Below are 24,959 nucleotides of genomic sequence, written 5' to 3' on the forward strand. Positions count from 1 at the left end.
ATGAGCCTGTTTTTATTTTAAATACATCCCTGCTGGAGTAGCACTTAAATTAATCAATATATTTTTCATTTGTGTGTAGTGGTCTAAGATAACCTTGTGAGTTTCACGTCCTATTCCGGACTCTTTATACCCCCCAAATGGTGCACCTGCTGGGAATGTGTTATATGTGTTAACCCATACCCTACCAGTTCTTATTCCTGTTGCAACTCTAATTGCCTTGTTTATATCCTTAGTGAATACACCTCCACCAAGTCCATAGTCTGAATCATTTGCCATTCTAATTAAATCTTCTTCATCTTTAAACTTTATGATTACTCCAACCGGTCCAAAAATTTCTTCTCTGGCAACTCTCATTTCATTTGTAACATCCCCAAGTAAAGTAGGTTCCATGAAAACTCCATCGCCTTCTATTTTATTTCCACCGGTTAAAATCTTTGCGCCTTCTTTTTGACCTATTTCAACATAGTCTAAAATCTTTCTAAGTTGACCCATGCTTGCTTGAGCTCCCATTTGTGTTTCAGGGTCAAGTGGGTCTCCAACTTTAACTTTTTTAAATGCCTCTACAACTTTTTCTACAAATTCATCATAGAAACTCTCTTGTACAAAAATTCTTGACCCTGCTGAACAAACTTGTCCTTGGTTAAATAAAATTCCAAGTTGAACTCCTTCAAGTGCAACATCCATATCAGCATCTTCAAAGAATATATTGGCACTCTTACCACCCAACTCAAGAGTTGCCGGGATAATTCTCTCTGCCGCTGCAATTCCAATTCCCCTACCCACTTCTGTAGAGCCTGTAAACGCAAGCTTGTCTATTCCCTTGTGATGTTGTAAATATTCTCCACTCTTTGAACCTGAACCGGTAATTACATTTATTACACCTGCCGGAACAACATCTTGAATTAATTCCATAAGTGCAAGCACTGAAAGAGATGTGCTGCTTGATGGTTTCAAAATTGTTACATCACCTGCTGCCAATACTGGCGCTAATTTCCATGCTGCCATTAAGAATGGGAAGTTCCAAGGAACTATTTGTCCTACCACTCCAATAGGTTCGTGTAAAATTAAATTTAAAGTATTCTTATCCAACATTTGAGCAGTACCTTCTTGCATTCTTGCCGCAGCTGCGAAATATCTAAAGTGGTCTGCTGCCAAAGGAATATCAGCTCCCATTGTTTCTCTTATAGGTTTACCATTATCCATTGATTCTATAGTAGCCAAGTATTCGGCGTTTTCATCTATTATATCTGCTATCTTAGTGAGCAACGCTTGTCTTTCAACTGCTGTAGAATCTTTAAAAGTTTCAAAAGCTTTTTTTGCAGCTTCAACCGCATCGTCTACATCATCATTTGTAGCTTGAGGGATTTGAGATAAAACTTCTCCAGTTGCAGGATTAAAAGTTTGTAACCATTGCCCGTCTGAAGCCTCTCTCCATTCTCCTCCTATAAACATTCTATATTCTTTTTTTAATTCAAAAGACATTTAATCACCCTTTTCTATCTTAATTATTTTAAAATATTTTTCTTCCTTTGCAATGTATACCCCTTGAATTTTATTAAATAACATAGAAAAAAAGAGATTTTTTTAACAATCTCTTTTTGTGATTAAATATTCAGCTTTGGCCTAGTTTATTGGCAATTGTATTTTTATTGTAGTTCCAACTCCGGCTTCACTTTGAACTTCTATCTCTCCATTTAAATTTTTTACAATATGTTTTACAATAGAAAGACCTAGTCCAGTTCCTCCGCTTTTTTTATTTCTTGATTTATCAACTCTGTAAAATCTTTCAAAAATTCTCTTTAAACTTTCTTCATCAATTCCTATCCCAGAATCCTTTACTACAATTTCAGTCTGTTCTGTAACTTCCATACTAACATCCACACTGCCATTCTCAACATTGTATTTAATTGCATTTTCGATTAAGTTAGCTAATAGCTCCCAAATCATGGTCTTGTTAGTTTTAAAAACTCCATCGCCAACAATCGCTAACTCAACATTTTTTTCAGTTGCTATTGGAATAAAATGTGATTTTAACTCTTCTGACAATTCATTTAAGTCAACAATATCTTCAACGACTTGAACGTTTGACTCCAACTTAGAAATCTTAATTATCTCATCAATCAAGTCCAATAATCTCTTTGATTCCTTATAAATCCTGTAGAGCATTTCTTTCTTGTCATTCTCATCAGATACAATTCCAGTGTTTAAAAGTTCTGCAAATCCATATATAGAAGTTAAAGGCGTCCTCAATTCATGGGATACATTTGCCGAAAACTCTTCTCTGATTTTTTCTGCTTCTATCCTCTTAGTCTCATCAATCAAAAGAAGTACTGCTCCACTTATATTTTCGTTGTAGTACACGGGGTTTGAATAGTACTTTATATATCTGTCTTGAACTTCAAGTCTACCCTCAGAATAAATTCCAAGATAACAATTTTCTATAGACTTTACAATTTCACTATTTCTCGTAACGTAAAGTATACTCTTGTTTATCGATTCCTCATCTGTTTCTAAAATCTTAGCTGCTTCAGAATTTAACATCAAAATACGTCGTTTCTCATCTAATATCAAAAGGCCTTCTTTCATGCCCATTAGAATAGTATTTATAGTATCTCTCTGTCTTTCAATTTCTCGGATCTCCTTTAAATTCATCTCGCTTTGTTTCAAAATGATTTTGTCAAACGGATAAATTTCCGGTACGTCCATTATCTTTTCTATATCCCATGATTTTTCATAGGCGTTTATAGGCTTCAAAATTCCACCCACCGACTTTTTAGTGGCGAATTTAGTAAAAATAAATACACTTCCAATAGCTAAAAGATTTATTGGTAACAAGTGTAAAAATATTCCAAATAAATTATTTTTTATTTCACTTACTCCAAGTAGAGAACTATTATCTAATTTTTTTACAACTTCAAATTCAGATTTAGTAAGACTTATATTTTCTCTATTATTCCCAACTTCTAAAGAAAAGTTTTTTTCTCCTTTAGAGTCATAATTTTCTGAACCTGAAATATATCTTATCCTAATTCTATTAAACTCTTTATCAAAATTTTTTATATATTCAAGTTTATTTTCTTCACTCTCAATATTCTTTTGTATTACAAAATTTAAATTCGCCAAAACTTTGTATTCACTTTGACTATAATCTACAAAATAAATTATAAGTGCGACTATAAAAGTTACGAAGAAAGAAAAAGTTGCCACAATTCTCAAATATCTTTGAATATGTCTATCCATTTTTATCTCCAGCATCTATCTTATATCCCACACCTCTTACAGTGGTTATAATATCTCTCTTATCTCCCAACTTTTCTCTGAGAAGTTTTATGTGCATATCTACAGTTCTGGTCTCTCCCTCGTAATCATAATCCCACACAGCATTTAACAGTTTTTCTCTCGAAAGTACAATTCCAACATTGTTAAGTAAGTACTTTAAGAGTTCAAACTCCTTGTATGTCAAAGATATTCCATCTCCATCAATAGAAACTTCTCTTCTCAACAAGTCCATAGTAATGCCTTTAAATTCTATTCTCTCTTCTAATTTCTTAGTATTTCTTCTCAAAAGAGCATTAACTCTCGACAAAAGCTCTAATACAGAAAAAGGTTTTATCATATAATCGTCTGCACCCATATCCAAAGAGCTCACAATGTCATACTCAGATGTCTTAGCCGTCAACATCATAACCGGAATATCTGAAGTATTTGAGTTTTGTTTTAACTTAGCCAATATTTCAGTTCCATCCATATCCGGCAACATTATATCTAACAAAATTAAATTAGGTACAACTTTAGAGAGTTCCCCAAAGAACTCCCTACCATTTTCAAAACCTTTACAATTGTAATTTTTAGATTTCAATGCATACTCAATCAGCTTTTGTATTGAGTTGTCATCTTCAACAATATATATCAACATACTACGCCTCTGTAGGAAATCCCTCTATGGCAAATATTATCCATCTTGAAATATTTACAGCATGGTCTGCAATTCTCTCAAGATATTTAGTAATCATAATCAAGTCAATTATTCGCTCAGCATCTAAGGATTCATTCTTTATTAACTTTACAAACTCAGCTCTAACTTCTATAAAATAATTATCTACAACATCATCATCTTTGGACACACTTCCAGCTATTTCAACATCTCTTTTAACATAAGCATCTATGCTCTTGTGTACCATGGCTATAGTCGCCTTTGCCATTTCCTTTATTGAGTCAACAGAAAATACCTTATCGTCCTCTTTAAAATATTTGCATAAGTCTGCAATATCTCTCGCTTGGTCTCCTATTCTCTCCATATCTGTAATCATCTTGAGAGTAGCTGAAATCCATCTCAAATCTGTTGCAACCGGTTGTTGCTCTAAAAAAAGTCTAAGACAGTGGTCTTGAATTTTTGTTTCCAACCTGTCAGTCTCTTCTTCATATTCAAAGACTTCTTTTATTCCCTTATCATCTGCATTAAAAATTAAATTTACAGATTTATCTATAGCTTTTTCAACTATCATACTCATCTGTAACATTTCTTCATTTAACAAAGCAAGTTCTTCATCAAATTTCTTTCGCACAATCTCACCCAAACCTTCCTGTAATATAATCTTCCGTTCTCTTATCTCTTGGATTAGAAAATATCTCATAGGTATCTCCAAATTCAACAACCTCTCCTCTCAAGAAAAATGCCGTCTTGTCAGAAACTCTTGAAGCTTGTTGCATATTGTGCGTTACCATGATAATAGTATAATCTTTTTTCAATTCAAGGACAAGGTCTTCTATTTTTCCCGTAGAAATCGGGTCTAGTGCAGAAGTTGGTTCATCCATCAAAATAACATCCGGTTCAATTGCCAAGCATCTTGCAATACACAATCTCTGTTGTTGTCCTCCGGAAATTGAAAGTGCATTTTTATTTAGGTTGTCCTTTACTTCATTCCATATTGCAGCTGCCTTCAAAGACTTTTCTACAATTTCGTCCAATGTATTTTTATCAGTTATGCCGTGAGTTTTTGGACCATAAGCTATATTATTATAAATTGACATTGGAAATGGATTTGGAGATTGAAACACCATTCCAACTCTCTTTCTAAGAGCATTGATGTTGTATGAATTGATGCTCTCTCCATCGAGTTCAATCTTACCCTCAATTCTACAACCATCAACTAAATCATTCATTCTATTTAAACACTTCAAAGTTGTAGACTTCCCACAACCTGATGGACCTATAAAAGCAGTTATCTCATTCGCTTCTATCCCCATATTTATTCCTTTTAAAGCTTTAAAATCTCCATAATAAAGATTTAAGTCTTCTATATTAAACTTAAGTGTCAACTTTTAACCTCCATAAATCTATTGGCAATCTTATTTGAAATAAAATTAATTATAAGCACTATGATTAGTAGTACAGTTGCAGTAGCATACGCCTCTCCAACGTGCATTCCCTCAGAAGACAACATATAAACGTGTAGCGATAAAGTTCTTGCTGATGAAAAAATTCCATCAGGCATTTTGGTTGCCGTCCCAAGAGTGAACATCAAGCAAGCAGTTTCTCCTACTACACGTCCAGTTGCAAGCACAACTCCTGAAATTATTCCCGGCATTGCAACAGGTAACACAACTTTAAAAATTGTCCTAAGCTTCCCAGCTCCAAGAGCAAATGATGCATGTCTTATGCTGTCATTCACTGCTTTTAAAGCTTCCTCAGTAGAACGAATTATAAGCGGCAATATCATAATCGATACAGTACACACTCCAGAAATTATAGAAAATCCAAATCCCAACCAAATTGAGAAAAACATCATTCCAAATAATCCGTAAACAATTGACGGAATACCTTGTAAAGTTTCCGCAGCAAGCCTTATAACTTCTACAACTTTTGAGCCTCTCTTTGCATACTCAACCAAGTATATTGCTGTGAAAACTCCTATTGGCGTAGCCAATGCCACTGATAAAATCACAGTTATAAAAGTTGTTATTATAGCCGGCAGCATTGACACATTATCTGAAGTGTATTCAAAAGCAAATAAAGACGGTTTTATATATGGTACTCCCTTTGAAATAACATAGCCTATTAAAACCGCTAAGCTTCCAAAAGTGAATATTATAGATAGAGTTGTCAAAAACCTATAGACGTTTAGCATATTTTTATACTTCAAAAAAGCAAAAGTGCCTATGAGAATTGTAGCCATTAAAATCAATATTCCAAATTTAGTGCTCATATCCTTTCACTCCTTATCTTAAAAATCCAAAAAGTAAAATTTATTATAAGGATGAATACAAATAGGACGCATGCTGTCGCAATCAAAGCTTCTCTGTGCATTCCTGAAGCATATCCCATTTCCATTACAATATTTGTGGTCAAAGTTCTAATGCCCTTAAAAATATTAAAAGTTAGACGAGTTTGATTTCCTGCAACCAATATAACTGCCATAGTTTCTCCAATTGCTCTACCAATTCCAAGAATTATGCCGGCAAAAATACCACTCTTTGCCGCCGGCATCAAAACTTTCATAATAGTTCTCTCGTGAGTTGCCCCAAGAGCAATACTTCCTGTGTAATAAGAATACGGTACTGAACGTATTGCATTTTCAGAAATAGAAATTATAGTCGGCAATATCATTATTAGGAGAAGAACTGATGCCGTTAAAATACTCATTCCAGTGCCACCAGATAAATCCTTCATCTTGGGAACTATAAATGTCAAAGCAAAGAATCCATAAATTATCGATGGAATTCCCGCCATTAAATTTAACGCCGGTTTTAAAATTTTGTATAACCATATAGGACAATCACAAGCCAAAAACGAAGCTGTAAACACTGCAATCGGAACAGCCATTGCACTTGAAATCAATGTCACCAATATAGAACCTATCACCATTGAAAAAATACCAAACGAAGCCGGTTTATTCATCGGTGCCCATTTAGAATTTAACAAAAAATCTTTAATTCCAACATCTCTAAACACATTTATTCCACCACTAAAGATGAAATAAGAAATTAAGAGAATAAATATTACAGATAACATAGCACTTAGTAAAAAGAGGTATCTTGCGATACTCTCTTTAAACTCTTGCTGACTTTTTATTTTATATACAACCTTATTTTCCATTTACCTCAGCCCAATCAGTTAGTTTTCCACTAAATATATTTTTCACTTGTTCCATTGATAAATCTGAAACTTGATTTGCTTTGTTAGTTATAATAGCTATTCCGTCCATAGCTATGACTTCTTTTTTCAATTGACTAGCCTCATCATCTTTAAGCTCTCTTGAAGCCATACCAACTTGAGCTGAACCGTCTATTGCAGCTTGAATTCCAGATGAAGAACCTGTGGCTTGAATATCTGCTTTAAAATCAGGATTAAATATCTTATAAACTTCAACTAATTTTTCCATTAATGGTGCTACAGATGTTGAGCCTGCAATTGTTATAGATGCTGAATTATTAGTTCCTTGATAAGGTTGAGCATCTTTGTTTTTGACATAACCCTCTTCTTCAACAACCTTTTGTCCCTCGCTTGAAGCTATAAAGTTTAAGAAATCTTGTACTTCAGGCGTAACACCGTCTTTGTAGACTATGTTGAAGGGTCTTGCTATAGGATATGAGCCATTGGTAATATCTTCAGCACTTGCTTCAACTCCTCCAATTTTTAGTGCCTTTACAGTGTCGTTCAAAGACCCTAAAGAAATATAGCCTATAGCGCTTTCGTCATTAGCTGTAGCTGTCATAACCGCATCAGTAGAATTTTGAACAACAGCTTCAGGATAAGTCATATCTGTTTCATTACCACTTGCATCTTTTTCGATTAACCCAACTATTTCAGTAAATGCTCCTCTTGTGCCTGAGCCGTCTTCTCTTGTTATTACATTTATAGTTGCGCTTTGTGTCTTTTCAGAAACGTCGGCGGCCTCTTTTTCATCTTTTGCCCCACAAGCAGTAAGCGCAATTGTAAATGACATTATACAAACCATCACAAATAATCTTTTAAAAACTTTACTAGACATTGAATTCATCCTTTCTAAGTTCGTGTTTTTTATTACAAGCACATTATATTTCTCTAATGTAAATTCCTTGATATTGAATTGTAAAGTTTGTGTAAAATAATTAAATGTACCATCGCAATGTAAAATCGATTTTGATAATTTTATATCAAATGATATAATACAAATGGTAAATCGTATATAAAAAGAGGTAAAAAATGACACTACAACAACTTAGATATATCATACAAGTGGCTCACACTGGTTCAATTCACACAGCAGCACAAGAATTATTTATAACACAACCCACACTTTCCAAATCCATTATGGAACTTGAGAAAGAAATGGGAATAACAATATTTTACAGAACAAACAGAGGAGTTAGCCTCACAGACGACGGAACAAAATTTTTGTCCTATGCAAAACAAGTCATTGAGCAAGCTGACCTATTAGAAGGTCAGTACAAATCAGAAAAATCTGTCAAAAGAATATTTGCAGTTGCCTCTCAACACTATGCGTTTGTAGTAAATGCCTTTGTAAAATTAGTAAAACTACTCGGAAAAGATGAATATGAATTTTCACTAAAAGAACTTCGTACCTTTGAAATCATTGAAGATATACGTACAAGACGAAGTGAAATAGGAATTTTATATTTAAGCGATTTCAATAAGGAAATTTTAAAGAGAAGCTTTGTGGCGAATGATTTAAAATTTGAAAAACTTTTTACTGCAAGGCCTCACGTATTCTTCAGTAAAAACCATCCGCTTGCAAATAAAAAAATCGTAACTCTAAAAGACCTTGAAGAATATCCACGTTTCACATATGACCAAGGATTAAACAATTCCTTCTATTACGCAGAAGAGTTGCACTCAATCGAATATGCAAGAAAATCAATTGTAGTAACAGATAGAGCGACACTTTTTAATTTATTGATTGGATTAGATGGCTATACAATTTCATCAGGTATACTCTCAAGAGAATTAAACGGAGATAATCTTGTGGCAATCCCTCTTGAAAGTGACGAGTCAATGGAGCTTGTCTATATCTATAGGTCTGACAACCCAATATCCGCCATTGGCAAAACTTATATAGACATTTTAAAACACTATGTAGCACAGTACAAAATTGAAGAAAATTACTAACTTCATCTTTAGTTCCCTAACACTTGGGTATACATTAAGTAAACTATAAAACAATTAGGAGGCAGACATGGAAGTTAAAAGAGGTCAAAATGCTTATTACATTGGTGAAAGCCAAGAAAAATATGATGGAATTCTTCAATTCGTTGAAAAAGACGGTAAAATCGATGCTCAACACACAATTGTAAGACCTGCCATGGAAGGTCAAGGACTTGCAGGTGAACTTGTTAAACGACTAATTGCCGACGCAAGAGCAGAGGGTAAAAAAATTATCCCTACTTGTTCATACGTAAACAAAAAATTACAAGGCGAAGAATTTGACGACGTCAGAGCATAAATAAATTATCAGAAGCTTCAGTTTTTTGAAGCTTCTTTTTATTGCATTTACATGCATCGATAGCCCTCTATATAACTCTTTTTAAACTCTATTCATTTTAGCTATAACCGGCAACACATAAAAGCCATTATTCACAGCATTGACTCAAAAAAAATAAAATGCTAACATACATTAAAATGATTTTTAAATAAACGTACAAAAAGAAGAGTACCTTTCTAAAAAGATTACAGAGAGCTTCGTTGTGGTGAAAGAAGTAGATTTTGAAATTGGGAATATGGCCTTTTTATGGACTTGCTAAGCTTATTGTTAGGCGAGTACGGGATTGCCCGTTACAGCAGAGGGTATTGATAGATACCTATTGAGTTCATTAGTGGAAGCTAATGAAAAATTAAGGTGGTAACACGAGCTTTCGTCCTTATACGATGGCTCTTTTTTTATACAACTAAGGAGGAAAAACATGACAAATTATTTATCAGAAACACTCTGTATTCAAGCAGGATATCATCCAAAAAACGGAGAATCAAGAACAGTGCCAATAGTTCAATCCACAACATATAAATATGACAATGCAGACGAAGTAGCAGACTTATTCAATTTAAAAAAAGAAGGAGATATGTATACAAGAATTTCCAACCCAACTGTTACAGCATTAGAGAAAAAAGTTACTGCTCTTGAAGGAGGAGTCGCAACTGTTGCAACATCTTCCGGACAACAAGCAAACCTAATCTCAATATTAAATATTTGCGAATCAGGTGATGAAATAATTGCCATGGACAACCTTTATGGAGGTACAATCACACTTCTGTCTTCAACAATCAAAAAACTTGGTATCACAACAAAATTTGTACCTTTAAATGACTTTGAAGCATTAGAAAAAGCAATCAACGAAAAGACAAAACTTATCTTTGGAGAGACTATAGCAAACCCTGGACTTGAAATTTTAGATTTAGAAAAAATTTCAGAAGTCGCACATAAACACGGACTACCCGTGATAATAGACAACACATTTGCTACACCTTATCTATGCAGACCATTTGAACATGGCATAGATATCGTAACTCACTCTTCAACAAAGTACTTAGACGGTCACGCAGTTGCGGTAGGCGGGCTTATAGTAGACAGTGGAAATTTTGATTGGGCAAAAAATGGTTACGAATCAATTTCTGCACCAGACCCTAATTACCACGGTCTATCTTATACAGAAACTTTTGGTAAAGCTGCATACGCAGTAAAAGCTAAAGTAGTATACATTCGTGACTTTGGTACACCGGCTTCACCAATGAATGCATTCCTTACAAACCTCGGAATAGAAACACTCGCCCTTAGAATGGATAGACACTCCGAAAATGCACTTAAAGTTGCAAAATATTTAAACACTCACGAAAAAGTTGAATGGATACACTACCCGGGGCTTGAAGATGATGCGTACCATGAACTTGCAAAAAAATACCTACCTAAAGGTCAAAGCGGAGTAATTTCAGTTGGAATAAAAGGTGGACTTGAAAAGACAAAACAATGGATAAATAACCTAAAACTTGCTACACTCGTAGTTCACGTTGGAGATGTCAGAACTCACGTCTTGCATCCTGCAAGCATGACTCATCGTCAGCTATCAAAAGAAGCCTTAGAGCGTGCCGGAATAAAAGAGAATACAGTCAGACTATCCGTTGGAATAGAAAATGTCGAAGACATCATAGCCGACTTAGACCAAGCATTTAAAAATATTTAATTCCGCTGTGGGTGTGCCTCTGCTCACCCATTTTTATTTTTCAAACCTATTTTTTAAGTTAAAATCCAACAAAAATAGAGCGAAAAACTCGCTCTTAATATTTTAAAAACTTATAAAAATATTTAACACCTGCAAGTGCCAGTGCTGTCCCTAATCCAGAATAAAAAACAGCTATGAAAACATCAGGCACTAAATTATAAAGCCTTAAACTAATACCCATGCTCATCATAAAAGCCATAATCAAAAAAGATTTTAAATCAAAAAAATTCCAAAAATTGTATTTTTCATGTGGCAAGCCCTTTATCCTTATGATATTTTTATCAACCATCTTCTTGAAAATCATATTCCAAAAATTAAAAATACTATAACACTTAGCCCCAAATTCAACAAAGATAAATACTCAGAATACACACTAATTCCTATCTTTAAAACATTAACCCCCGCTATAACCCAAACAATAGCTGCCCATAACACCAAACTTTTCTTGCCAACTTTCATAAACTTCTCCTCAAAATAAAACCCTTAATTTTAAATACAATTATAAAATATAATCAGTATTCATCTGTAAATCTATAACTTACCTAAATCAATTCCTTTAAAATAAAAGTAAATTATAAACTAACAGTAACTAATTTATTTATTACACGTTTATACCCATTAATACAAAAAAAGAGCACCCTAAGTTGCTCTTTTTTCAAGTGAGTTTATTTAGTTAGTTGGATCTTAACTTCTCTTCTTACTGAATCCCATTCAATATTTTTGTTGTCACCCTTATTACCAGTAGTCATTCCAAGTGCTTTACCAATTTCAGAAATTGGAAGCATTGTTCTGCCTTGTTTAATTTCAGGGTCTACACTGAATGTGTTCTTAATACCATCTACATAGAAATCTCTTGAATCTATATTGATGATTACCACTTTCTTGCCATCTGTGAAAGTCGCAAGTCTTGTTGTATCATTAAAAGTTACATTGTATCCCAAAGCTTGAGCTACAAATCTGATTGGTAGCATTGTTCTACCTTCTTTTATATAAGCTTCTACATCCATAGTTGTTGTTGTAGTTACTCCATCTTTTGTTGTTGTTAATCTCTTGTCTCCTATTGTTAGATTTACAACATAGTTGTAAGTATCTTTCTTAGATTCTCCGGCTACTTTGTAAGTTGTGTTGTTTTCTCTTAAGTTAGAATAATTTGCAGTTACTTTGATTTCTTCCCCGGCTTTTAAGTCTCTGTTTAAACTGATAGTGAATTCTCCATTGCTATAAGCTGTCCCACTACCAAGTCTAATTCCCTTGGAATCATAAACTGCAACTGTTGCATATCCATTAACTCCGCTACCTTTTACAGTGCTTGTTCCAGCTATAGCTTGAGTTATTCTTGGTGCATATGCATAGTTATTATAATATCCATTATTGTAATATCTATCAATATAAGCTTTATTTAAATATTGTCTCTCAGAATATTTTCCATCTAATTCAGCTTCTAGATAATAATCTGATAAATCGTAATATCCATAACCATTGTTGTAGCTATTGTTATATCCATTTGTATAAACTACAGTATTATTTCTATTGTATACATACTTATTAAAGTTTATAGTATAGTACCCTCTTGAATCAGAGTATGCAGAACCTAAATACTCACCATTGTTATATGCTTGAACATAAGTGTTTGCAGTTGTATAACCTGATACATATCTATCTCCATAAGAACTTACTGAAGCTGTCCCATTGTATCCGTTATATCTGTAGTCTCCAAATCTATAGTTTATTGTATAATCACCATATCTGTCGGCTTTTACATAGTCTACTTTACTTCTATTTCTATATAGAGTTACAGTTGCGTAAGGTGTAGTTCTTCCTGTAACCTTATTATAGTATACTGTTGGTCTGTTTAAAGTAACAGAAGTCGGAGCCGGTGTTGGTTTCACTGTTTTCTTTTCAAGTTTTACTTTTTCAAGATTTGCTTTTGCTGTAGTATAATCTGTTGATTTTTTAGTATCATCTTTATAAATACCTTCAGCTGTTGCTATTGCAGCTTTTAACTTATCTATAGAGTCTTGAGTATATACATCTGAAGTGGCGGTACTCAAACTACCTTTAGCTGTATCTATAGCTGATTTCAATTCTGCTTTAGCTTTTTCTTGAGCTGTCTTTTCTTGTTTGGCTTGTTCTTCCTTATTTTTAGCTTCTTCAATAAGACCCATTATCCTTGCTGCTTTTTCTTTTGCAGATTTAGAACTTATATTAGCTGATTTTGCTAAGCTTATAGCTTCTTGAGCTTTAGATGCTTCTTCTGCTGCTGTGGTTGCTGCTTTTGCTGCTGTAGTTGCTGCTTCTGCCGCCTCTTTAGCTTCTCCTTCTAATTTTTTTGCTTCTTCCAAATCGCCTGTTGCAGTTTTTAATTCCCCACTAGCTTCTTTAACTCTTTTATTAGCTTCTTCTGCTGCTGTGGTTGCTGCTTCTGCTGCTGCTTTTGCTTCATCTTGTGTAGGTGTTTTCGCTTCTGCCGCTGCTACCTTATTAAGTTCTAAATTAAAATTAGAAAAATTTGCTTTTACCGGTGCAGCTACTGCAAGTGTAAATGCTAGTGCAACTGATGTAATTCTTTTTCTATTGATTTTATTCATTTGTTTTCCTCCTAAGTCCATTTGTGTAAACTAATCTCTCACTCACTTGTTTCTTAACTAAAGTATACCTCTAAAATATTAAAATTTCCACTAAAATAACATTTTTTAACTTTTGTAACAAGATTTTAATATTTCTGTTAAATAAATGTTTAAAATTAAATTCCCCAAATAAATTTGCTTTATAATGCTTTTTAATTTATATATGTATGTTCGGACGAACCTCGTAAACTCGTGTCGCCCCTACGTTATGTTTATAATGCAAATAAAATTTTAAAACATCAAACAATATAAATTGTCATTAACGGGCGGGCCTATATTTCTTTTCATTCATTTTTTCAATTTCTCCATTTCATTTTACCTTCATATTCAATCTTGCAAAAACGTGCCGTCCCTACTTTTTTTTAAGCATTTTTAATTTTTATAAATCGTAGGGGTCACACGAATGCATCAGCATGAGATCGATCCGATAATCACAATTTAATGAATTTTCAAAAACTTAACTCAATCAATTCATATAAATAATTTTTCATTTTTCAAATTTATTTTCATTTTCGGTCAAACCTCACAAAACTCGTGTCTTCCCCATGTTTAATATCCCCAACTAAAATTGAATGTAAAAAATGGACAATTTTTAAAACTGTCCATTTTAATTATAAATCTTAATTATAAATCATCTTCTATTACACTGCTCTTTGCATAAGCTGAAACTTTGGCTTCAAAGAAATCTGTTTTCACCATATTAGGGTCTGAGTATTCGCTAACCCACGCCATACTCTCCGGCTCTTTTTCAAATCCGGGATAGATTATCCCAAATCCAAGTCCTTTGCTTCTCAAGTTTCCAAGATATTTAATATAACTTCTTATCATATCCATGCTAAGACCTTTTACATTATTGCCTATTGCGTATTCAGCCCATTTTATTTCTTCTTCAACTCCTCTTTCAATCATACTCCTATATTCTTCAATTTTTTCGTCTGTGAAGAGTTGAGGTTCTTCTTTTTTAAGTTCTAATATTATGCTTCTAAACAACCACAGGTGAGAATTTTCATCTCTGTTGATATATCTTATCTCTTGAACTGTACCCGGCATTTTACCAATTCTTCCCAAGGAATAGAAGAACATAAACCCTGAATAGAAATATATTCCTTCAAGCACATAATTGGCTACCAATGTCTTGGCTAAATTATCTTCTGTTCTCTCATAGTAAAAATCATTGTATTGGTCACCTATAAATTTATTTCTCGCAAGCAAAATCGGATCATCTTTCCATTGGTATAATATTTCTGTTCTCTCTTCCGGAGAGCATATTGTATCTAAAATATATCCATAGCTTTGTGAGTGGACAGATTCTTGATAAGTTTGAATATTCAGACATAAATTTACTTCGTTTGCCGTTATAAATTCTGAAAGGTTTGGCAAATTTGCTGATTGTAGTGAGTCTAAAAATACAAGAAAGGAAAGTATTTTGTCGTATGCTGTTTTTTCTGTCGCATCTAATTTTCTATAGTCTTTTATGTCTTGAGTTAAATTTATTTCTTCCGGAATCCAAAAGTTATTCATGGCAAGTCTATACCAATCCGAAACCCAAGAATACTTCATATTATTGAAGTCATTTAAGTTAGTAGTATTGCCATTTATCATTCTCCTCTTAGAGAGTTCTATATCTCCTTTTTCATTAAAAAGAGCTTTTCTCTTTACTTCCATTTTTCCTCCTCATGCACTACAACTGTCACACTCTTCAACTTCTAATGATTTACTTCTCACATAGTAGATAGTCTTAACTTCTTCTTCGCAAGCTTGTATAAATAAGTTCAAAATTCGTTTCATTGTATATTCCGTAGTTATATACAAGTTCACTGATTGTGATTGGTCAAGATGTCTTTGTCTTATTCCTGCTGATTTAATTACCCAAGTTTGGTCAATTTCATGTGCGTTTTCATACAACCAAAATGTTTGTGAGCTAAGTGATGGAGCTACTCTCGGAACGATTTGCCCCTTCTTTTCCTCTAGGAAATATCTCATCATAACCGGATCAACTGCCGCTGTTGTCCCTGCTATTATAGATGTAGACCCTGTCGGTGCAACTGCCATAAGATAAGCATTTCTCATTCCCTTGGCTACTTCATCTCTAAGAGCTTCCCATCTTTCTGATGTGTAGTTTCTCTTTTCAAAGTATGCTCCACTTTGCCAATCTGAACCTTCAAAGTACTCATAACTGCCTTTTTCTTTCGCTATTTCTGCTGATGCTTTAACTGCATAGTAGTTTATGTTTTCATAAAGTTCATCTGCAAATTTTAAATGTTCTTCACTTTGGAACATTATTCCCTGTTTTACCATTGCATGATGATAACCGCTTGTGCCAAGGCCTATTGCTCTGTATCTTCCATTTGTAATCTTTGCATATTCTACCGGATAGTAGTTCAAATCTATTACGTTGTCCAACGCCCTCACTACTGTGCTGACTACATCTTCAAGTTCCTCTTGGTCTGTTATATTTATATTCCCAAGCACTAAAGATGCTAAATTACACACTACAAAATCTCCCGGTTTTGTAGTTGTAACTACAACTGTTTCGCCATTTACATCTACTATTTCCTTTGAAACCGATTCAATTTCAGAAGTATTTTGAGCTATTTCTGTGCACAAGTTTGATGAATAGATAACTCCCTTGTGTGAGTTTGGATTGTATTTATTTACTACATCTCTATTGAATATAAATGGAGTTCCTGTTTCCACAGTGGATTTTATGATGAGCCTTACCATATCTTTCACACTCATCACTCTCTTTTCTATTCTATCGTCTTCAATACACTCTTTATACCTTCTAACCCACTCGTCACCAAAATAGTCTTCAAGAGCATATCCTCTATAAGTTAGAATTTCATGTGGACACATCATATACCAATTTGCATCTAAGTCATTCTTCGCAAGTTCCCAGAAATAGTTTGGGAAACAAACTGCCGGAAAGACATCGTGTGCTTTCATTCTGTCGTCCCCATTATTTGTTCTTAACTGTAAAAACTCAGGAATATCTTTGTGCCATACGTCTAAATAAACCGCACAAGCGCCCTGTCTCATTCCAAGTTGATCTACTGCAACTGCTGTATCATTTGCAAGTCTTATCCAACGAATTACGCCTCCTGCAACGCCTTTAAACCCTCTTATATCTGAGCCCATTGCCCTAACTTTCCCAAAATACAATCCCATTCCGCCACCGTGTTTTGAAACTTGTGAGAAATTGGTTATTGAACGGTATATTCCATCTAAGTTATCCGGTACTGTGTCAATGAAACATGAAGAAAGTTGATGGAAAGGCTTACGTGCATTTGACATTGTTGGGGTTGCCATTGTAACCTTTAAATTTGAAAGTATATCATAGAATTTCTTTGCCCAATAAACTCTGTCATTTTCTCTCATTGCCAAGTGCATTGAAATTCCCATGAACATTTCTTGCACTTTTTCAAGTACAACTCCGCTCATGTTTTTTATTAAATATCTCTTGTATACTAATTCCAAGCCTGAGTAGTTGAATAATTCATCTCTTTGTGGCTGTATATAGTTTTCAAGCTCTTCTATTTCTTCCACTGTGTAGTTTTCAAGTATATACTTGCCATACAAATTTTCTTTAGTTAACAACTTAATTTTATCTGCAAAGCTATATATTTCGTGCTTGTTAGATTCTTTGTCTATGTTTCTGTTAATATTAAAACTTAAAAATCTCCCTGCTATATACTCCCATTTAGGTGCGTCCTTTGAAGTTAATTCACTTGCCGCTTTTATAAGTGAATTTATAATATCTTCAAAGCTCATATTTTCTTTTGCAAATGATGTAAATTTTGTATACAGACTTCCCAATTCATATACGTCTTCTTTGAAGTCTTTTTGAATTTTTTTCATTACTTCAAGTAGTTCAACATCGTCAAAATAATCCGAAAAGTCTTCTAATACTTTTCTCATTTTGTGATGAGACGCTCTATATAAAATATATGATTTTACAACTGTATAGTAGTTGTATTCTATCAATGTTATTTCTACTAAATCTTGAATTTCTTCAACTGTTACAACATGGTCTTTTGGAAAGTTGTTTTCTACCTTTTTTTGAACATCAACTGCCATCTGTTCCAATATATCTTCTTTATATGGTTTAGAAACTGATATAAATGCTTTTTCTATTGCTCTTTTTATCTTTTGCACATCAAATTCTACAGTTTTTCCACTTCTCTTTATTATTATCATTTCTACTCCCTAAGTATTATATTAATAAATTAAATATACCCATAAAAACTACAAATTAAAGTTTAATCTTCTGCCCAATCAAAAGCTCTTGAAACTGCTTTATGCCAAAGTTTGAGCTTGTTTTCTCTGGTTTCATTTGTCATATTCGGCTCAAACTTTTTGTCTCCATTAAATTTTTTTAAAATTTCATCTATCGATTTAAACATCCCAACGCCAAGTGCCGCCAAAAATGCCGCTCCTCTAACTGTTGACTCTATGTTTTCAGGTCTTATTACTTCTCTATTTATAATATCCGCTTGGAACTGCATTAAAAAATCATTTGAGCTTGCTCCGCCATCTACTTTCAAAGTTTTTAGCTCTCCCAAATCTTCTTCCATAGCCTTTAAAACATCATTTGATAAATATGCCATAGACTCCAAAGTCGCCCTTACTAAATGAGCTTTCTTCACACTTCGTGTCAAACCACATATTATTCCTCTTGCATACTGATTCCAATACGGAGCTCCAAGTCCAGTAAATGCCGGCACTACATAGCAACCTTCTGTATCATCTACTTTGTTTGCCAAATATTCTGAGTCTTCTGCTGAGTCGATAAGTTTTAAATCATCTCTAAGCCATTGTATAGATGAACCCGCTATAAAAATTGAGCCTTCTAGTGCATAAGTTATTTTTTCATCTATTCCCCATGCAATGGTTGAAACCAACCCATTTTTAGATTCAACTCTCTTATCTCCCGTATTTATCAAAAGAAAAGCTCCAGTTCCATAAGTATTCTTTGCCTCAGCTTCTTTAAAACAACCTTGTCCAAATAGAGCTGCCTGTTGGTCTCCAACAGCAGATGATATTTTTATTTCTTCTCCAAAAAATTCTCTTGATGTCTTTCCGTATACTTCGGCAGTGTTTTTAACTTCAGGCAACATACATCTTGGTATATCCATTAAATTTAAAAGTTCCTCGTCCCATTCTAAAGTGTTTATGTTATATAGCATTGTTCTTGAAGCATTTGAATAATCTGTCACATGTACTCCCTTTGTGAGTTTCCAGATTAAAAAAGTTTCCACTGTTCCAAACAGCAATTCGCCATTTTTGGCTCTCTCTTTTGCACCTTCTACATTATCTAAAATCCATTTTATCTTTGTCGCCGAAAAGTATGCATCAATTTCAAGCCCGGTTTTTTGATATATCTCATCTCTATGTCCATTTGCTTTTAAATAGTCGCAGTACTTTGAAGTTCTTCTACACTGCCAAACAATTGCATTATACAAAACTTCTCCTGTTGTCTTGTCCCACACAATTGTCGTCTCACGTTGATTTGTTATGCCTATTGAGACTATATCCTTTGCATTTATGTTTATCTTAGCCATAGCTTCAACAGCTGTTCCAAGTTGAGTTGAAAATATTTCATTTGGGTCTTCTTCAACCCAACCGGGTTTTGGAAATATTTGCTTAAGTTCCTTTTTAGCTGAGGATACTATGTTGAATTCACTGTCAAATATCAACGTTCTACAACTCGTCGTTCCGGAATCAAATGCCATTATATACTTTTTCATAAACACCCTCCTCATTAAATTTTAGCATATTCTTGTGTATTTTTTGTTTACACTTGCATTTCTTTAGTATCTTTTTAAAATTAATAATAAAAAAATCACCCAAAATTATTTTAGGTGATCATTCTTTATTATATAACTAATATTCAATTTGTTCTACAATCGATTCATCTATTGCAAAAGTATGTTCTTTGTCAGGGAAAATACCTTCTTTGATTTCTTTATCATATTCTCTAAAAGCTTTTATCATATCTTCTCCAATATTTGCAAAGTGTTTTACAAATTTAGCTTTAAATTCTGTATACATTCCCAACATGTCCTGATAAACTAAAACTTGTCCATCACATTTGTTCCCAGCGCCTATTCCAATAGTAGGTATCTTTAACATTTTAGTTATCTCTTCTGCCAATCTGCCTGGTACGCATTCTAATACCACGGCAAATGCTCCTGCAGCTTCTACTGCTTTTGCATCTTCCACTAGTTTTTTTGCCCCTTCTATATCTTTTCCTTGTACCCTAAATCCACCAAGAGCATTTATTGCTTGAGGAGTTAAACCAATGTGTGCACAAACAGGTATTCCCGCATTTACTATAGCTCTTATCTCTTCTGCTACCTCTGCTCCACCTTCAAGTTTAACTGCATTAGCTCTCCCTTCACTCATAAGTCTCCCAGCATTTATTACAGCATCTCTCACTCCTGTGTTATATGTCATAAAAGGTAAATCACATACAATCAAAGTATTTTTAGCACCTCTTGAAACTGCTTTTGAATGATGAATCATGTCTTCAAGTGTTACACTCAAAGTATCTTCGTATCCCAACATAGTCATCCCCAAACTATCCCCAACCAAAATAGCATTTATGCCGGCTTCATCCACTAATTTAGCTGTAGTATAGTCATAGGCTGTCAACATAGAAAGTTTAACACCTTCTTCTTTAGCTCTTCTAAAAGTTAAAACAGTATTTTTCATAATAGTCTGAAATTAATCAGTCCCCTCACTTTCTAATAATTTTTTCAATCCAGAATAATCCCTATTAGGATTTTTTTCTTTTGCAATTTCTACCAAATATTTACTTAAGTTAATGTAGATTTCTTTTTCTAATTCAAAATTTCCATCTTTAATAGAATCTATATGTCCTTTTACAGTTCTTAAATCATTTCTTTCCACAGGCCCAGTCAAAGTTTTCAAAATCCCTTTTTGAAAAAATGCATTTATATTAGATTCTCCTAATACAGACAGTGCCATTAACGCTTCTTTTTCTGTAAAGTCATATTGTGTAAGTAGTTCAACTGAAATATTTGATAAAGCCAAGACCAAATTACTTATAAATACTGTAGCCAAATGATATTTTCTCTTATCATCTTCATAAATTAATTTAGTTGGATTCCCATTTAATTTCAACTCATCTTGAATTATGCTTACAGCTTTTAAATCCCCCTCCAAAGTAAAAAAAGCACTACTCAAAGCCTTGTACGATTCTTCTTTATTGGATATTGCCAACATAGGATGAAAAGAACAACAATTAACTTTTTTAATAGTACTATCGAAGAAAATTTTAGAAGACAAGCTACCACTACAATGACAAACTACTTTGTCTTCAATATTTAATTTTAAAAGTTGCTTCCAAACTCTACTTATTTCATCATCAGGGACAGTTATTATAAGAATTTGATTCTCATCCACCATCTTTTTTAATGATTCATATGCCAAAGTTTTGGTAAGATCTGCACTATATTTTGAACTATCTGCATTTCGGCTGTAATAGCCAGATAATTCAAGATTTCCTTTTTTAAATAGATACAAACCCAAACTGGTGCCAACTTTTCCGGCACCTATAATCCCTACTTTATAAATAGTTATCACCTCCTCAAGAGTATAATACTAAAATAGCGATTTTAAACTTCAATAATGTATAGTTTCCTTCGAATACTATCAAAATTTATTATAAGTGATCAATAATTTTAATTCAAATGTTTTAATATTTTAATCATTAAAAAAAGTCCGACTTTCGCCAGACTATTTTTTTAAAAAGCAGGAACTACTGCTCCTTCAAATTTTTCTTCTATCACCTTTTTAGCTGCATCTGAATTTAAAACTTCTATAAGTTTCTTAAACTTCTCTTGTCCTTCTTCACCTGTTCTAACTGCAACTAAGTTTGCATAAGGAGAGTCTCCTGATTCTAATAAAAGTGCATCTTTTGAAGGTACTAACCCTGCTCCAAGTGCATAATTTGCATTTATTACTGCCAACTCTGCATCTTTGTATGTGTTAGGTATGTTTTGTGCTTCCATTGCAACAAATTTTAAGTTCTTTGAATTTTCAACTATATCTGCTTCTGTAGAAAGTAGGTTTGAACTATCTTTTAATTTGATAAGGCCTACTTGTTCTAAAAGTAATAGTGCTCTTCCACCATTTGTAGCATCATTTGGAATTAAGATTTCTCCACCGTCTTTAATTTCTTCAACAGTTTTTACTTTGTCTGAGTACACTCCCATCGGTTCAATGTGTACATTCCCCACTGAAGTAAGTTCTAAATTGTTTTGTTTAGTAAATTCTTCAAGATATGGTCCGTGTTGAAAATAATTTGCGTCTAAATCTCCTGCTGCCAATTGTTCATTTGGTTGTATATAGTCATCAAATACTACTGCTTCAACTTTTAGGCCGGCTTCTTCAAATTGTGGTTGAAGCGCTTCTATGATTTCTGCATGCGGTGTTGGTGAAACGCCAATTTTTATTGTGTTATCTGCTACTTCTGTCTTTGTTGCTTCTTTTGCATTCCCCGCTTGATTTGCTTTTTGTGCTCCATTTCCACAACCAACAAGTGCTAATGAAAGTCCTACTACTGCTAATATTTTCTTCATGTTCTTCCCCCTACTTTTTATCAATTTTGTTTTCTAAATAAGTTCCTACAAATTGTATTATTTGTACTAATGCAACTATTAGTATTACAGCTACCCAAAGTATTTCATATCTCTTGTATGAATAACCATATCTAACGGCAACTTCTCCAAGTCCGCCACCTCCAATAGCCCCTGCCATAGCTGAATAACCAATTATGTTTATAATAACCATTGTTATACCATTTATAATTTGTGGCATAGCTTCTGGAATTAAAACCTTTTTTACTATTTGACTGTTTGTTGAGCCCATTGACTTGGCTGCTTCAAGTATACCTCTGTCAATTTGTGACAAATATCCCTCCATTAATCTTCCAAAGAATGGGATTGCAGATGCTGCAAGTGGAATTATAGTTGCTGCCGTTCCATAAGCTTTCCCAACTACAAGTCTCATCAAAGGTATCAATATCAACATCAAAATTATAAATGGTACTGATCTAAAAAAATTTACCAGTGAATCTAAAACTGAATACAATTTTGAATTCTCTCTTAAACCCTCAGGTCTTGTCAGTGTTAAAATTATTCCAAGCGGCATCCCCAACAACACAGCTATTGCAGATGATACAAAAACCAATATCAATGTCTGTGGTATTGCCGGAGCCACAATATTCCAAGCTTCTGATACAAACTCCATTACAATACCTCCACGCTTACTTTTGAATTTTTAAGATACTCTATAGCTTTATCAACTTCTACATCTTCTCCGGTTATCTCAATAGTCAAGTACCCCATTGCACCCTCTGTAACTTTATTTACATTTGCTGAGATTATGTTGAAGTAAACTTCATATTTTTTCAAACATTTAGATAGTATCGGCTCTGCTACATTGCCCCCATCGTATACAAGTCTTAATAACTTTCCTTTAAATTCACTTGCTACAATTTCTTCTGCAACATCTAAGTGTTGAATAAATGACCTTGTCAATGCAGTCTTAGGATTTCTGAAAAGTTGATTTGTTTCATTTTCCTCAACTATTTTCCCGTGATCCATCACTGCTATCCTATCGCAAATATCTTGCGCCACTTCCATTTGATGAGTTATCATCACTATGGTCATCTGATATGTTTTAACAACCTTTTTTAACAACTCTAATATCGTCTTTGTATTAGCCGGGTCGAGTGCTGAAGTTCCCTCATCAGATAACAATATCTTTGGGTTTGTTGCAATACTTCTCGCTATTGCAACTCTTTGCTTTTGACCACCTGATAGCTCAGACGGATATGCATTTTTCTTTTCTTCAAGGTCTATAAACTTGAGCAGTTCATTAACTCTCTCGTCTATTTTTTCTTTTGAAACCTTCGATATTTCTAGTGGATATGCTATATTTTGATAAACTGTCTTTTGCATAAACAAGTTGAAATTTTGAAATATCATTCCAATCTCTCTTCTTTCTTCTAAGAGTTGAGATTCTGACAAGTCCAATATATTTTTCCCATCAACTATAATTTCTCCACCGGTGGGTTCTTCCAGTCTATTTAAACATCTTACCAAGGTGCTCTTCCCCGCGCCTGATAATCCGATTATTCCATATATTTCACCTTTTTTAACCGAAAAGCTAACATCGTCTACAGCTTTAAAAATTTCGCCGTCTAATTTAAACTCTTTGGTTAAATTTTTTACTTCTATCATTTATTCCTCCGATATGCGTTAATGCATGTAAAAAGTATAATTTTATTTATCAGTTGAGTCAAGCTATCTAGTGTTTGATGTTTTTTATCTTGAGTTATAACTTTTATGAATATCAAAACAAAAAAATAAGTAGCACATCAGAGTTTTCTGACACACTACCTACATTTTAGTCTTGTGATTTTTCAATCAATTCACCAGTTTGAGCATTGTATGAATAATTTAATTCAGGAACATCATGTCCGTGTAATTCAACTTCTACAACATTCAATCCATCTTCAACTGAAAGTTTCCATGCTGTGTTGTAATATTTATCTCTTCCGGCATCTTCAATAGCCTTTTTAGCTAGCTCCATTACTTTCGCAACAAGAGTTTCATCTATAAAACCATCACTGTCAGTATCTTTTTCTTTTTCATCTCTTGTAACATCGCCTGTTATAGGATCGATTTCAACTTCAAATTCCTCAGCTCCGTTTGAGCCTTGTATTTCATAGTAAAACCCCTTGTTGTCATCATTGTCTAATGAAATGGATTCTATTTTTGCATCATCATGTACTTCTTTGAACTTAGCTACTGCTTCTTCAGGTTTTACTTTTATATTTTCGTGAGTTGCTGCAGTTACTGCGTCTGCGTTCTTTTCTCCCTTTAACTTGTCTTCCACTGTATTTTTAACATCGCCAGCTTTTTCTACCGCCGAGTTTTTAACTTCTTCAGCTTTATTTGCCATACTGTCTACAGCATTTTTAGCTTGTTGTTGACAACCAACTAATACCAAAGATAGTGCTGTTACAGATAATATTTTCTTATTCATATTCTCCCCCTATTCTTTTTATTTATATCCCCATATTTAGTA

At 33.7% G+C, this 24,959-nt stretch carries 23 protein-coding genes; 3 read left to right on the top strand and 20 right to left on the bottom strand.

Translation table 11 applies throughout. The features are described from left to right. Positions 1-12: 12 nt before the first annotated feature. The 8 genes from DYE58_RS02370 to DYE58_RS02405 form a co-directional block, all read right to left on the bottom strand. A complete protein-coding gene (locus tag DYE58_RS02370; protein ID WP_004819057.1) occupies positions 13-1,482 on the bottom strand; it encodes an aldehyde dehydrogenase family protein in 1,470 nt (489 codons plus the stop codon). Between the two features lie 141 nt (positions 1,483-1,623). Beyond that, positions 1,624-3,240, bottom strand: a complete 1,617-nt coding sequence (locus tag DYE58_RS02375) for a sensor histidine kinase (RefSeq protein ID WP_040552083.1) — start codon at positions 3,238-3,240, stop codon at positions 1,624-1,626. Beyond that, positions 3,233-3,916: a response regulator transcription factor gene (locus DYE58_RS02380; protein WP_004819060.1), complete on the bottom strand. Its 684-nt coding sequence runs from the start codon at positions 3,914-3,916 to the stop codon at positions 3,233-3,235. Before DYE58_RS02380 ends, DYE58_RS02375 begins: the two co-directional genes overlap by 8 nt. Before the next feature lies 1 nt (position 3,917). Continuing rightward, positions 3,918-4,565 (bottom strand): phosphate signaling complex protein PhoU, encoded by a 648-nt coding sequence (gene phoU, locus DYE58_RS02385; protein ID WP_040552377.1) that lies wholly within the window; start codon positions 4,563-4,565, stop codon positions 3,918-3,920. Between the two features lie 4 nt (positions 4,566-4,569). After that, entirely contained in the window at positions 4,570-5,319 is a 750-nt protein-coding gene (pstB, locus tag DYE58_RS02390; protein WP_004819064.1) for a phosphate ABC transporter ATP-binding protein PstB, read from the bottom strand. After that, positions 5,316-6,206 (bottom strand): phosphate ABC transporter permease PstA, encoded by an 891-nt coding sequence (gene pstA / locus DYE58_RS02395; RefSeq protein ID WP_004819066.1) that lies wholly within the window; start codon positions 6,204-6,206, stop codon positions 5,316-5,318. The genes pstB and pstA overlap by 4 nt, the downstream gene beginning before the upstream one ends. Continuing rightward, complete coding sequence (gene pstC, locus DYE58_RS02400) at positions 6,203-7,096, bottom strand: phosphate ABC transporter permease subunit PstC (RefSeq protein WP_004819068.1); 894 nt, start codon at positions 7,094-7,096, stop codon at positions 6,203-6,205. Before pstC ends, pstA begins: the two co-directional genes overlap by 4 nt. Further along, on the bottom strand, positions 7,086-7,991 hold the full coding sequence (locus DYE58_RS02405) for a substrate-binding domain-containing protein (protein ID WP_040552085.1): 906 nt from the start codon (positions 7,989-7,991) through the stop codon (positions 7,086-7,088). Before DYE58_RS02405 ends, pstC begins: the two co-directional genes overlap by 11 nt. 194 nt (positions 7,992-8,185) lie before the next feature. Here DYE58_RS02405 and DYE58_RS02410 point away from each other — a divergent pair, with 194 nt between their 5' ends. The 3 genes from DYE58_RS02410 to DYE58_RS02420 all read left to right on the top strand — a co-directional run bounded on the left by DYE58_RS02410 (position 8,186) and on the right by DYE58_RS02420 (position 11,172). After that, positions 8,186-9,109 carry a LysR family transcriptional regulator gene (locus DYE58_RS02410; RefSeq protein WP_004819072.1) on the top strand — a complete coding sequence of 308 codons (924 nt, stop codon included), beginning with the start codon at positions 8,186-8,188 and terminating at the stop codon, positions 9,107-9,109. A 67-nt stretch (positions 9,110-9,176) separates the two neighbouring features. Further along, on the top strand, positions 9,177-9,443 hold the full coding sequence (locus tag DYE58_RS02415; protein WP_004819075.1) for a GNAT family N-acetyltransferase: 267 nt from the start codon (positions 9,177-9,179) through the stop codon (positions 9,441-9,443). Positions 9,444-9,900: 457 nt separating this feature from the next. Continuing rightward, a complete protein-coding gene (locus DYE58_RS02420) occupies positions 9,901-11,172 on the top strand; it encodes an O-acetylhomoserine aminocarboxypropyltransferase/cysteine synthase family protein (RefSeq protein WP_004819077.1) in 1,272 nt (423 codons plus the stop codon). Positions 11,173-11,266: 94 nt separating this feature from the next. Here the strand turns inward: DYE58_RS02420 and DYE58_RS11275 are convergent, their stop codons facing one another. The 12 genes from DYE58_RS11275 to DYE58_RS02475 form a co-directional block, all read right to left on the bottom strand. After that, a complete protein-coding gene (locus DYE58_RS11275) occupies positions 11,267-11,500 on the bottom strand; it encodes a hypothetical protein (RefSeq protein WP_245946038.1) in 234 nt (77 codons plus the stop codon). 11 nt (positions 11,501-11,511) lie between these two features. Beyond that, positions 11,512-11,670 (bottom strand): hypothetical protein, encoded by a 159-nt coding sequence (locus DYE58_RS11280; RefSeq protein WP_004819081.1) that lies wholly within the window; start codon positions 11,668-11,670, stop codon positions 11,512-11,514. 206 nt (positions 11,671-11,876) lie between these two features. Next, entirely contained in the window at positions 11,877-13,799 is a 1,923-nt protein-coding gene (locus DYE58_RS02430; RefSeq protein ID WP_004819083.1) for a stalk domain-containing protein, read from the bottom strand. Positions 13,800-14,462: 663 nt separating this feature from the next. Then, the gene (locus tag DYE58_RS02435) at positions 14,463-15,503 is read right to left on the bottom strand and encodes a ribonucleotide-diphosphate reductase subunit beta (protein ID WP_004819084.1); all 1,041 of its coding nucleotides are present in this window, start codon (positions 15,501-15,503) and stop codon (positions 14,463-14,465) included. A 9-nt stretch (positions 15,504-15,512) separates the two neighbouring features. Further along, complete coding sequence (locus tag DYE58_RS02440; protein ID WP_115311984.1) at positions 15,513-18,035, bottom strand: ribonucleoside-diphosphate reductase subunit alpha; 2,523 nt, start codon at positions 18,033-18,035, stop codon at positions 15,513-15,515. Between the two features lie 62 nt (positions 18,036-18,097). Further along, a complete protein-coding gene (gene glpK / locus DYE58_RS02445) occupies positions 18,098-19,585 on the bottom strand; it encodes a glycerol kinase GlpK (RefSeq protein WP_004819091.1) in 1,488 nt (495 codons plus the stop codon). A 136-nt stretch (positions 19,586-19,721) separates the two neighbouring features. Next, complete coding sequence (gene panB / locus DYE58_RS02450) at positions 19,722-20,552, bottom strand: 3-methyl-2-oxobutanoate hydroxymethyltransferase (protein ID WP_004819095.1); 831 nt, start codon at positions 20,550-20,552, stop codon at positions 19,722-19,724. 12 nt (positions 20,553-20,564) lie between these two features. After that, positions 20,565-21,446 carry a Rossmann-like and DUF2520 domain-containing protein gene (locus tag DYE58_RS02455; protein WP_004819097.1) on the bottom strand — a complete coding sequence of 294 codons (882 nt, stop codon included), beginning with the start codon at positions 21,444-21,446 and terminating at the stop codon, positions 20,565-20,567. Positions 21,447-21,607: 161 nt separating this feature from the next. After that, complete coding sequence (locus tag DYE58_RS02460; protein WP_040552088.1) at positions 21,608-22,444, bottom strand: MetQ/NlpA family ABC transporter substrate-binding protein; 837 nt, start codon at positions 22,442-22,444, stop codon at positions 21,608-21,610. A 10-nt stretch (positions 22,445-22,454) separates the two neighbouring features. Continuing rightward, a complete protein-coding gene (locus DYE58_RS02465) occupies positions 22,455-23,114 on the bottom strand; it encodes a methionine ABC transporter permease (RefSeq protein WP_004819103.1) in 660 nt (219 codons plus the stop codon). Continuing rightward, a complete protein-coding gene (locus tag DYE58_RS02470; protein WP_004819105.1) occupies positions 23,114-24,109 on the bottom strand; it encodes a methionine ABC transporter ATP-binding protein in 996 nt (331 codons plus the stop codon). The genes DYE58_RS02465 and DYE58_RS02470 overlap by 1 nt, the downstream gene beginning before the upstream one ends. A gap of 166 nt (positions 24,110-24,275) precedes the next feature. Further along, the gene (locus DYE58_RS02475) at positions 24,276-24,917 is read right to left on the bottom strand and encodes a PepSY domain-containing protein (RefSeq protein WP_004819107.1); all 642 of its coding nucleotides are present in this window, start codon (positions 24,915-24,917) and stop codon (positions 24,276-24,278) included. Positions 24,918-24,959 lie beyond the last annotated feature (42 nt).

The organism is Peptoniphilus indolicus (assembly GCF_900454665.1).
GTDB classification, from domain to species: domain Bacteria; phylum Bacillota; class Clostridia; order Tissierellales; family Peptoniphilaceae; genus Peptoniphilus; species Peptoniphilus indolicus.

What these genes read in the sequence shown, in the direction of transcription:
- DYE58_RS02370 (WP_004819057.1), bottom strand. Translation starts at nt 1,482, where the DNA reads ATGTCTTTTGAATTAAAAAAAGAATATAGAATGTTTATAGGAGGAGAA.
- DYE58_RS02375 (WP_040552083.1), bottom strand. Translation starts at nt 3,240, where the DNA reads ATGGATAGACATATTCAAAGATATTTGAGAATTGTGGCAACTTTTTCT.
- DYE58_RS02380 (WP_004819060.1), bottom strand. Translation starts at nt 3,916, where the DNA reads ATGTTGATATATATTGTTGAAGATGACAACTCAATACAAAAGCTGATT.
- pstA (WP_004819066.1), bottom strand. Translation starts at nt 6,206, where the DNA reads ATGAGCACTAAATTTGGAATATTGATTTTAATGGCTACAATTCTCATA.
- pstC (WP_004819068.1), bottom strand. Translation starts at nt 7,096, where the DNA reads ATGGAAAATAAGGTTGTATATAAAATAAAAAGTCAGCAAGAGTTTAAA.
- DYE58_RS02405 (WP_040552085.1), bottom strand. Translation starts at nt 7,991, where the DNA reads ATGTCTAGTAAAGTTTTTAAAAGATTATTTGTGATGGTTTGTATAATG.
- DYE58_RS02410 (WP_004819072.1), top strand. Translation starts at nt 8,186, where the DNA reads ATGACACTACAACAACTTAGATATATCATACAAGTGGCTCACACTGGT.
- DYE58_RS02415 (WP_004819075.1), top strand. Translation starts at nt 9,177, where the DNA reads ATGGAAGTTAAAAGAGGTCAAAATGCTTATTACATTGGTGAAAGCCAA.
- DYE58_RS02420 (WP_004819077.1), top strand. Translation starts at nt 9,901, where the DNA reads ATGACAAATTATTTATCAGAAACACTCTGTATTCAAGCAGGATATCAT.
- DYE58_RS11275 (WP_245946038.1), bottom strand. Translation starts at nt 11,500, where the DNA reads ATGGTTGATAAAAATATCATAAGGATAAAGGGCTTGCCACATGAAAAA.
- DYE58_RS11280 (WP_004819081.1), bottom strand. Translation starts at nt 11,670, where the DNA reads ATGAAAGTTGGCAAGAAAAGTTTGGTGTTATGGGCAGCTATTGTTTGG.
- DYE58_RS02430 (WP_004819083.1), bottom strand. Translation starts at nt 13,799, where the DNA reads ATGAATAAAATCAATAGAAAAAGAATTACATCAGTTGCACTAGCATTT.
- DYE58_RS02435 (WP_004819084.1), bottom strand. Translation starts at nt 15,503, where the DNA reads ATGGAAGTAAAGAGAAAAGCTCTTTTTAATGAAAAAGGAGATATAGAA.
- DYE58_RS02440 (WP_115311984.1), bottom strand. Translation starts at nt 18,035, where the DNA reads ATGATAATAATAAAGAGAAGTGGAAAAACTGTAGAATTTGATGTGCAA.
- glpK (WP_004819091.1), bottom strand. Translation starts at nt 19,585, where the DNA reads ATGAAAAAGTATATAATGGCATTTGATTCCGGAACGACGAGTTGTAGA.
- panB (WP_004819095.1), bottom strand. Translation starts at nt 20,552, where the DNA reads ATGAAAAATACTGTTTTAACTTTTAGAAGAGCTAAAGAAGAAGGTGTT.
- DYE58_RS02460 (WP_040552088.1), bottom strand. Translation starts at nt 22,444, where the DNA reads ATGAAGAAAATATTAGCAGTAGTAGGACTTTCATTAGCACTTGTTGGT.
- DYE58_RS02465 (WP_004819103.1), bottom strand. Translation starts at nt 23,114, where the DNA reads ATGGAGTTTGTATCAGAAGCTTGGAATATTGTGGCTCCGGCAATACCA.
- DYE58_RS02470 (WP_004819105.1), bottom strand. Translation starts at nt 24,109, where the DNA reads ATGATAGAAGTAAAAAATTTAACCAAAGAGTTTAAATTAGACGGCGAA.
- DYE58_RS02475 (WP_004819107.1), bottom strand. Translation starts at nt 24,917, where the DNA reads ATGAATAAGAAAATATTATCTGTAACAGCACTATCTTTGGTATTAGTT.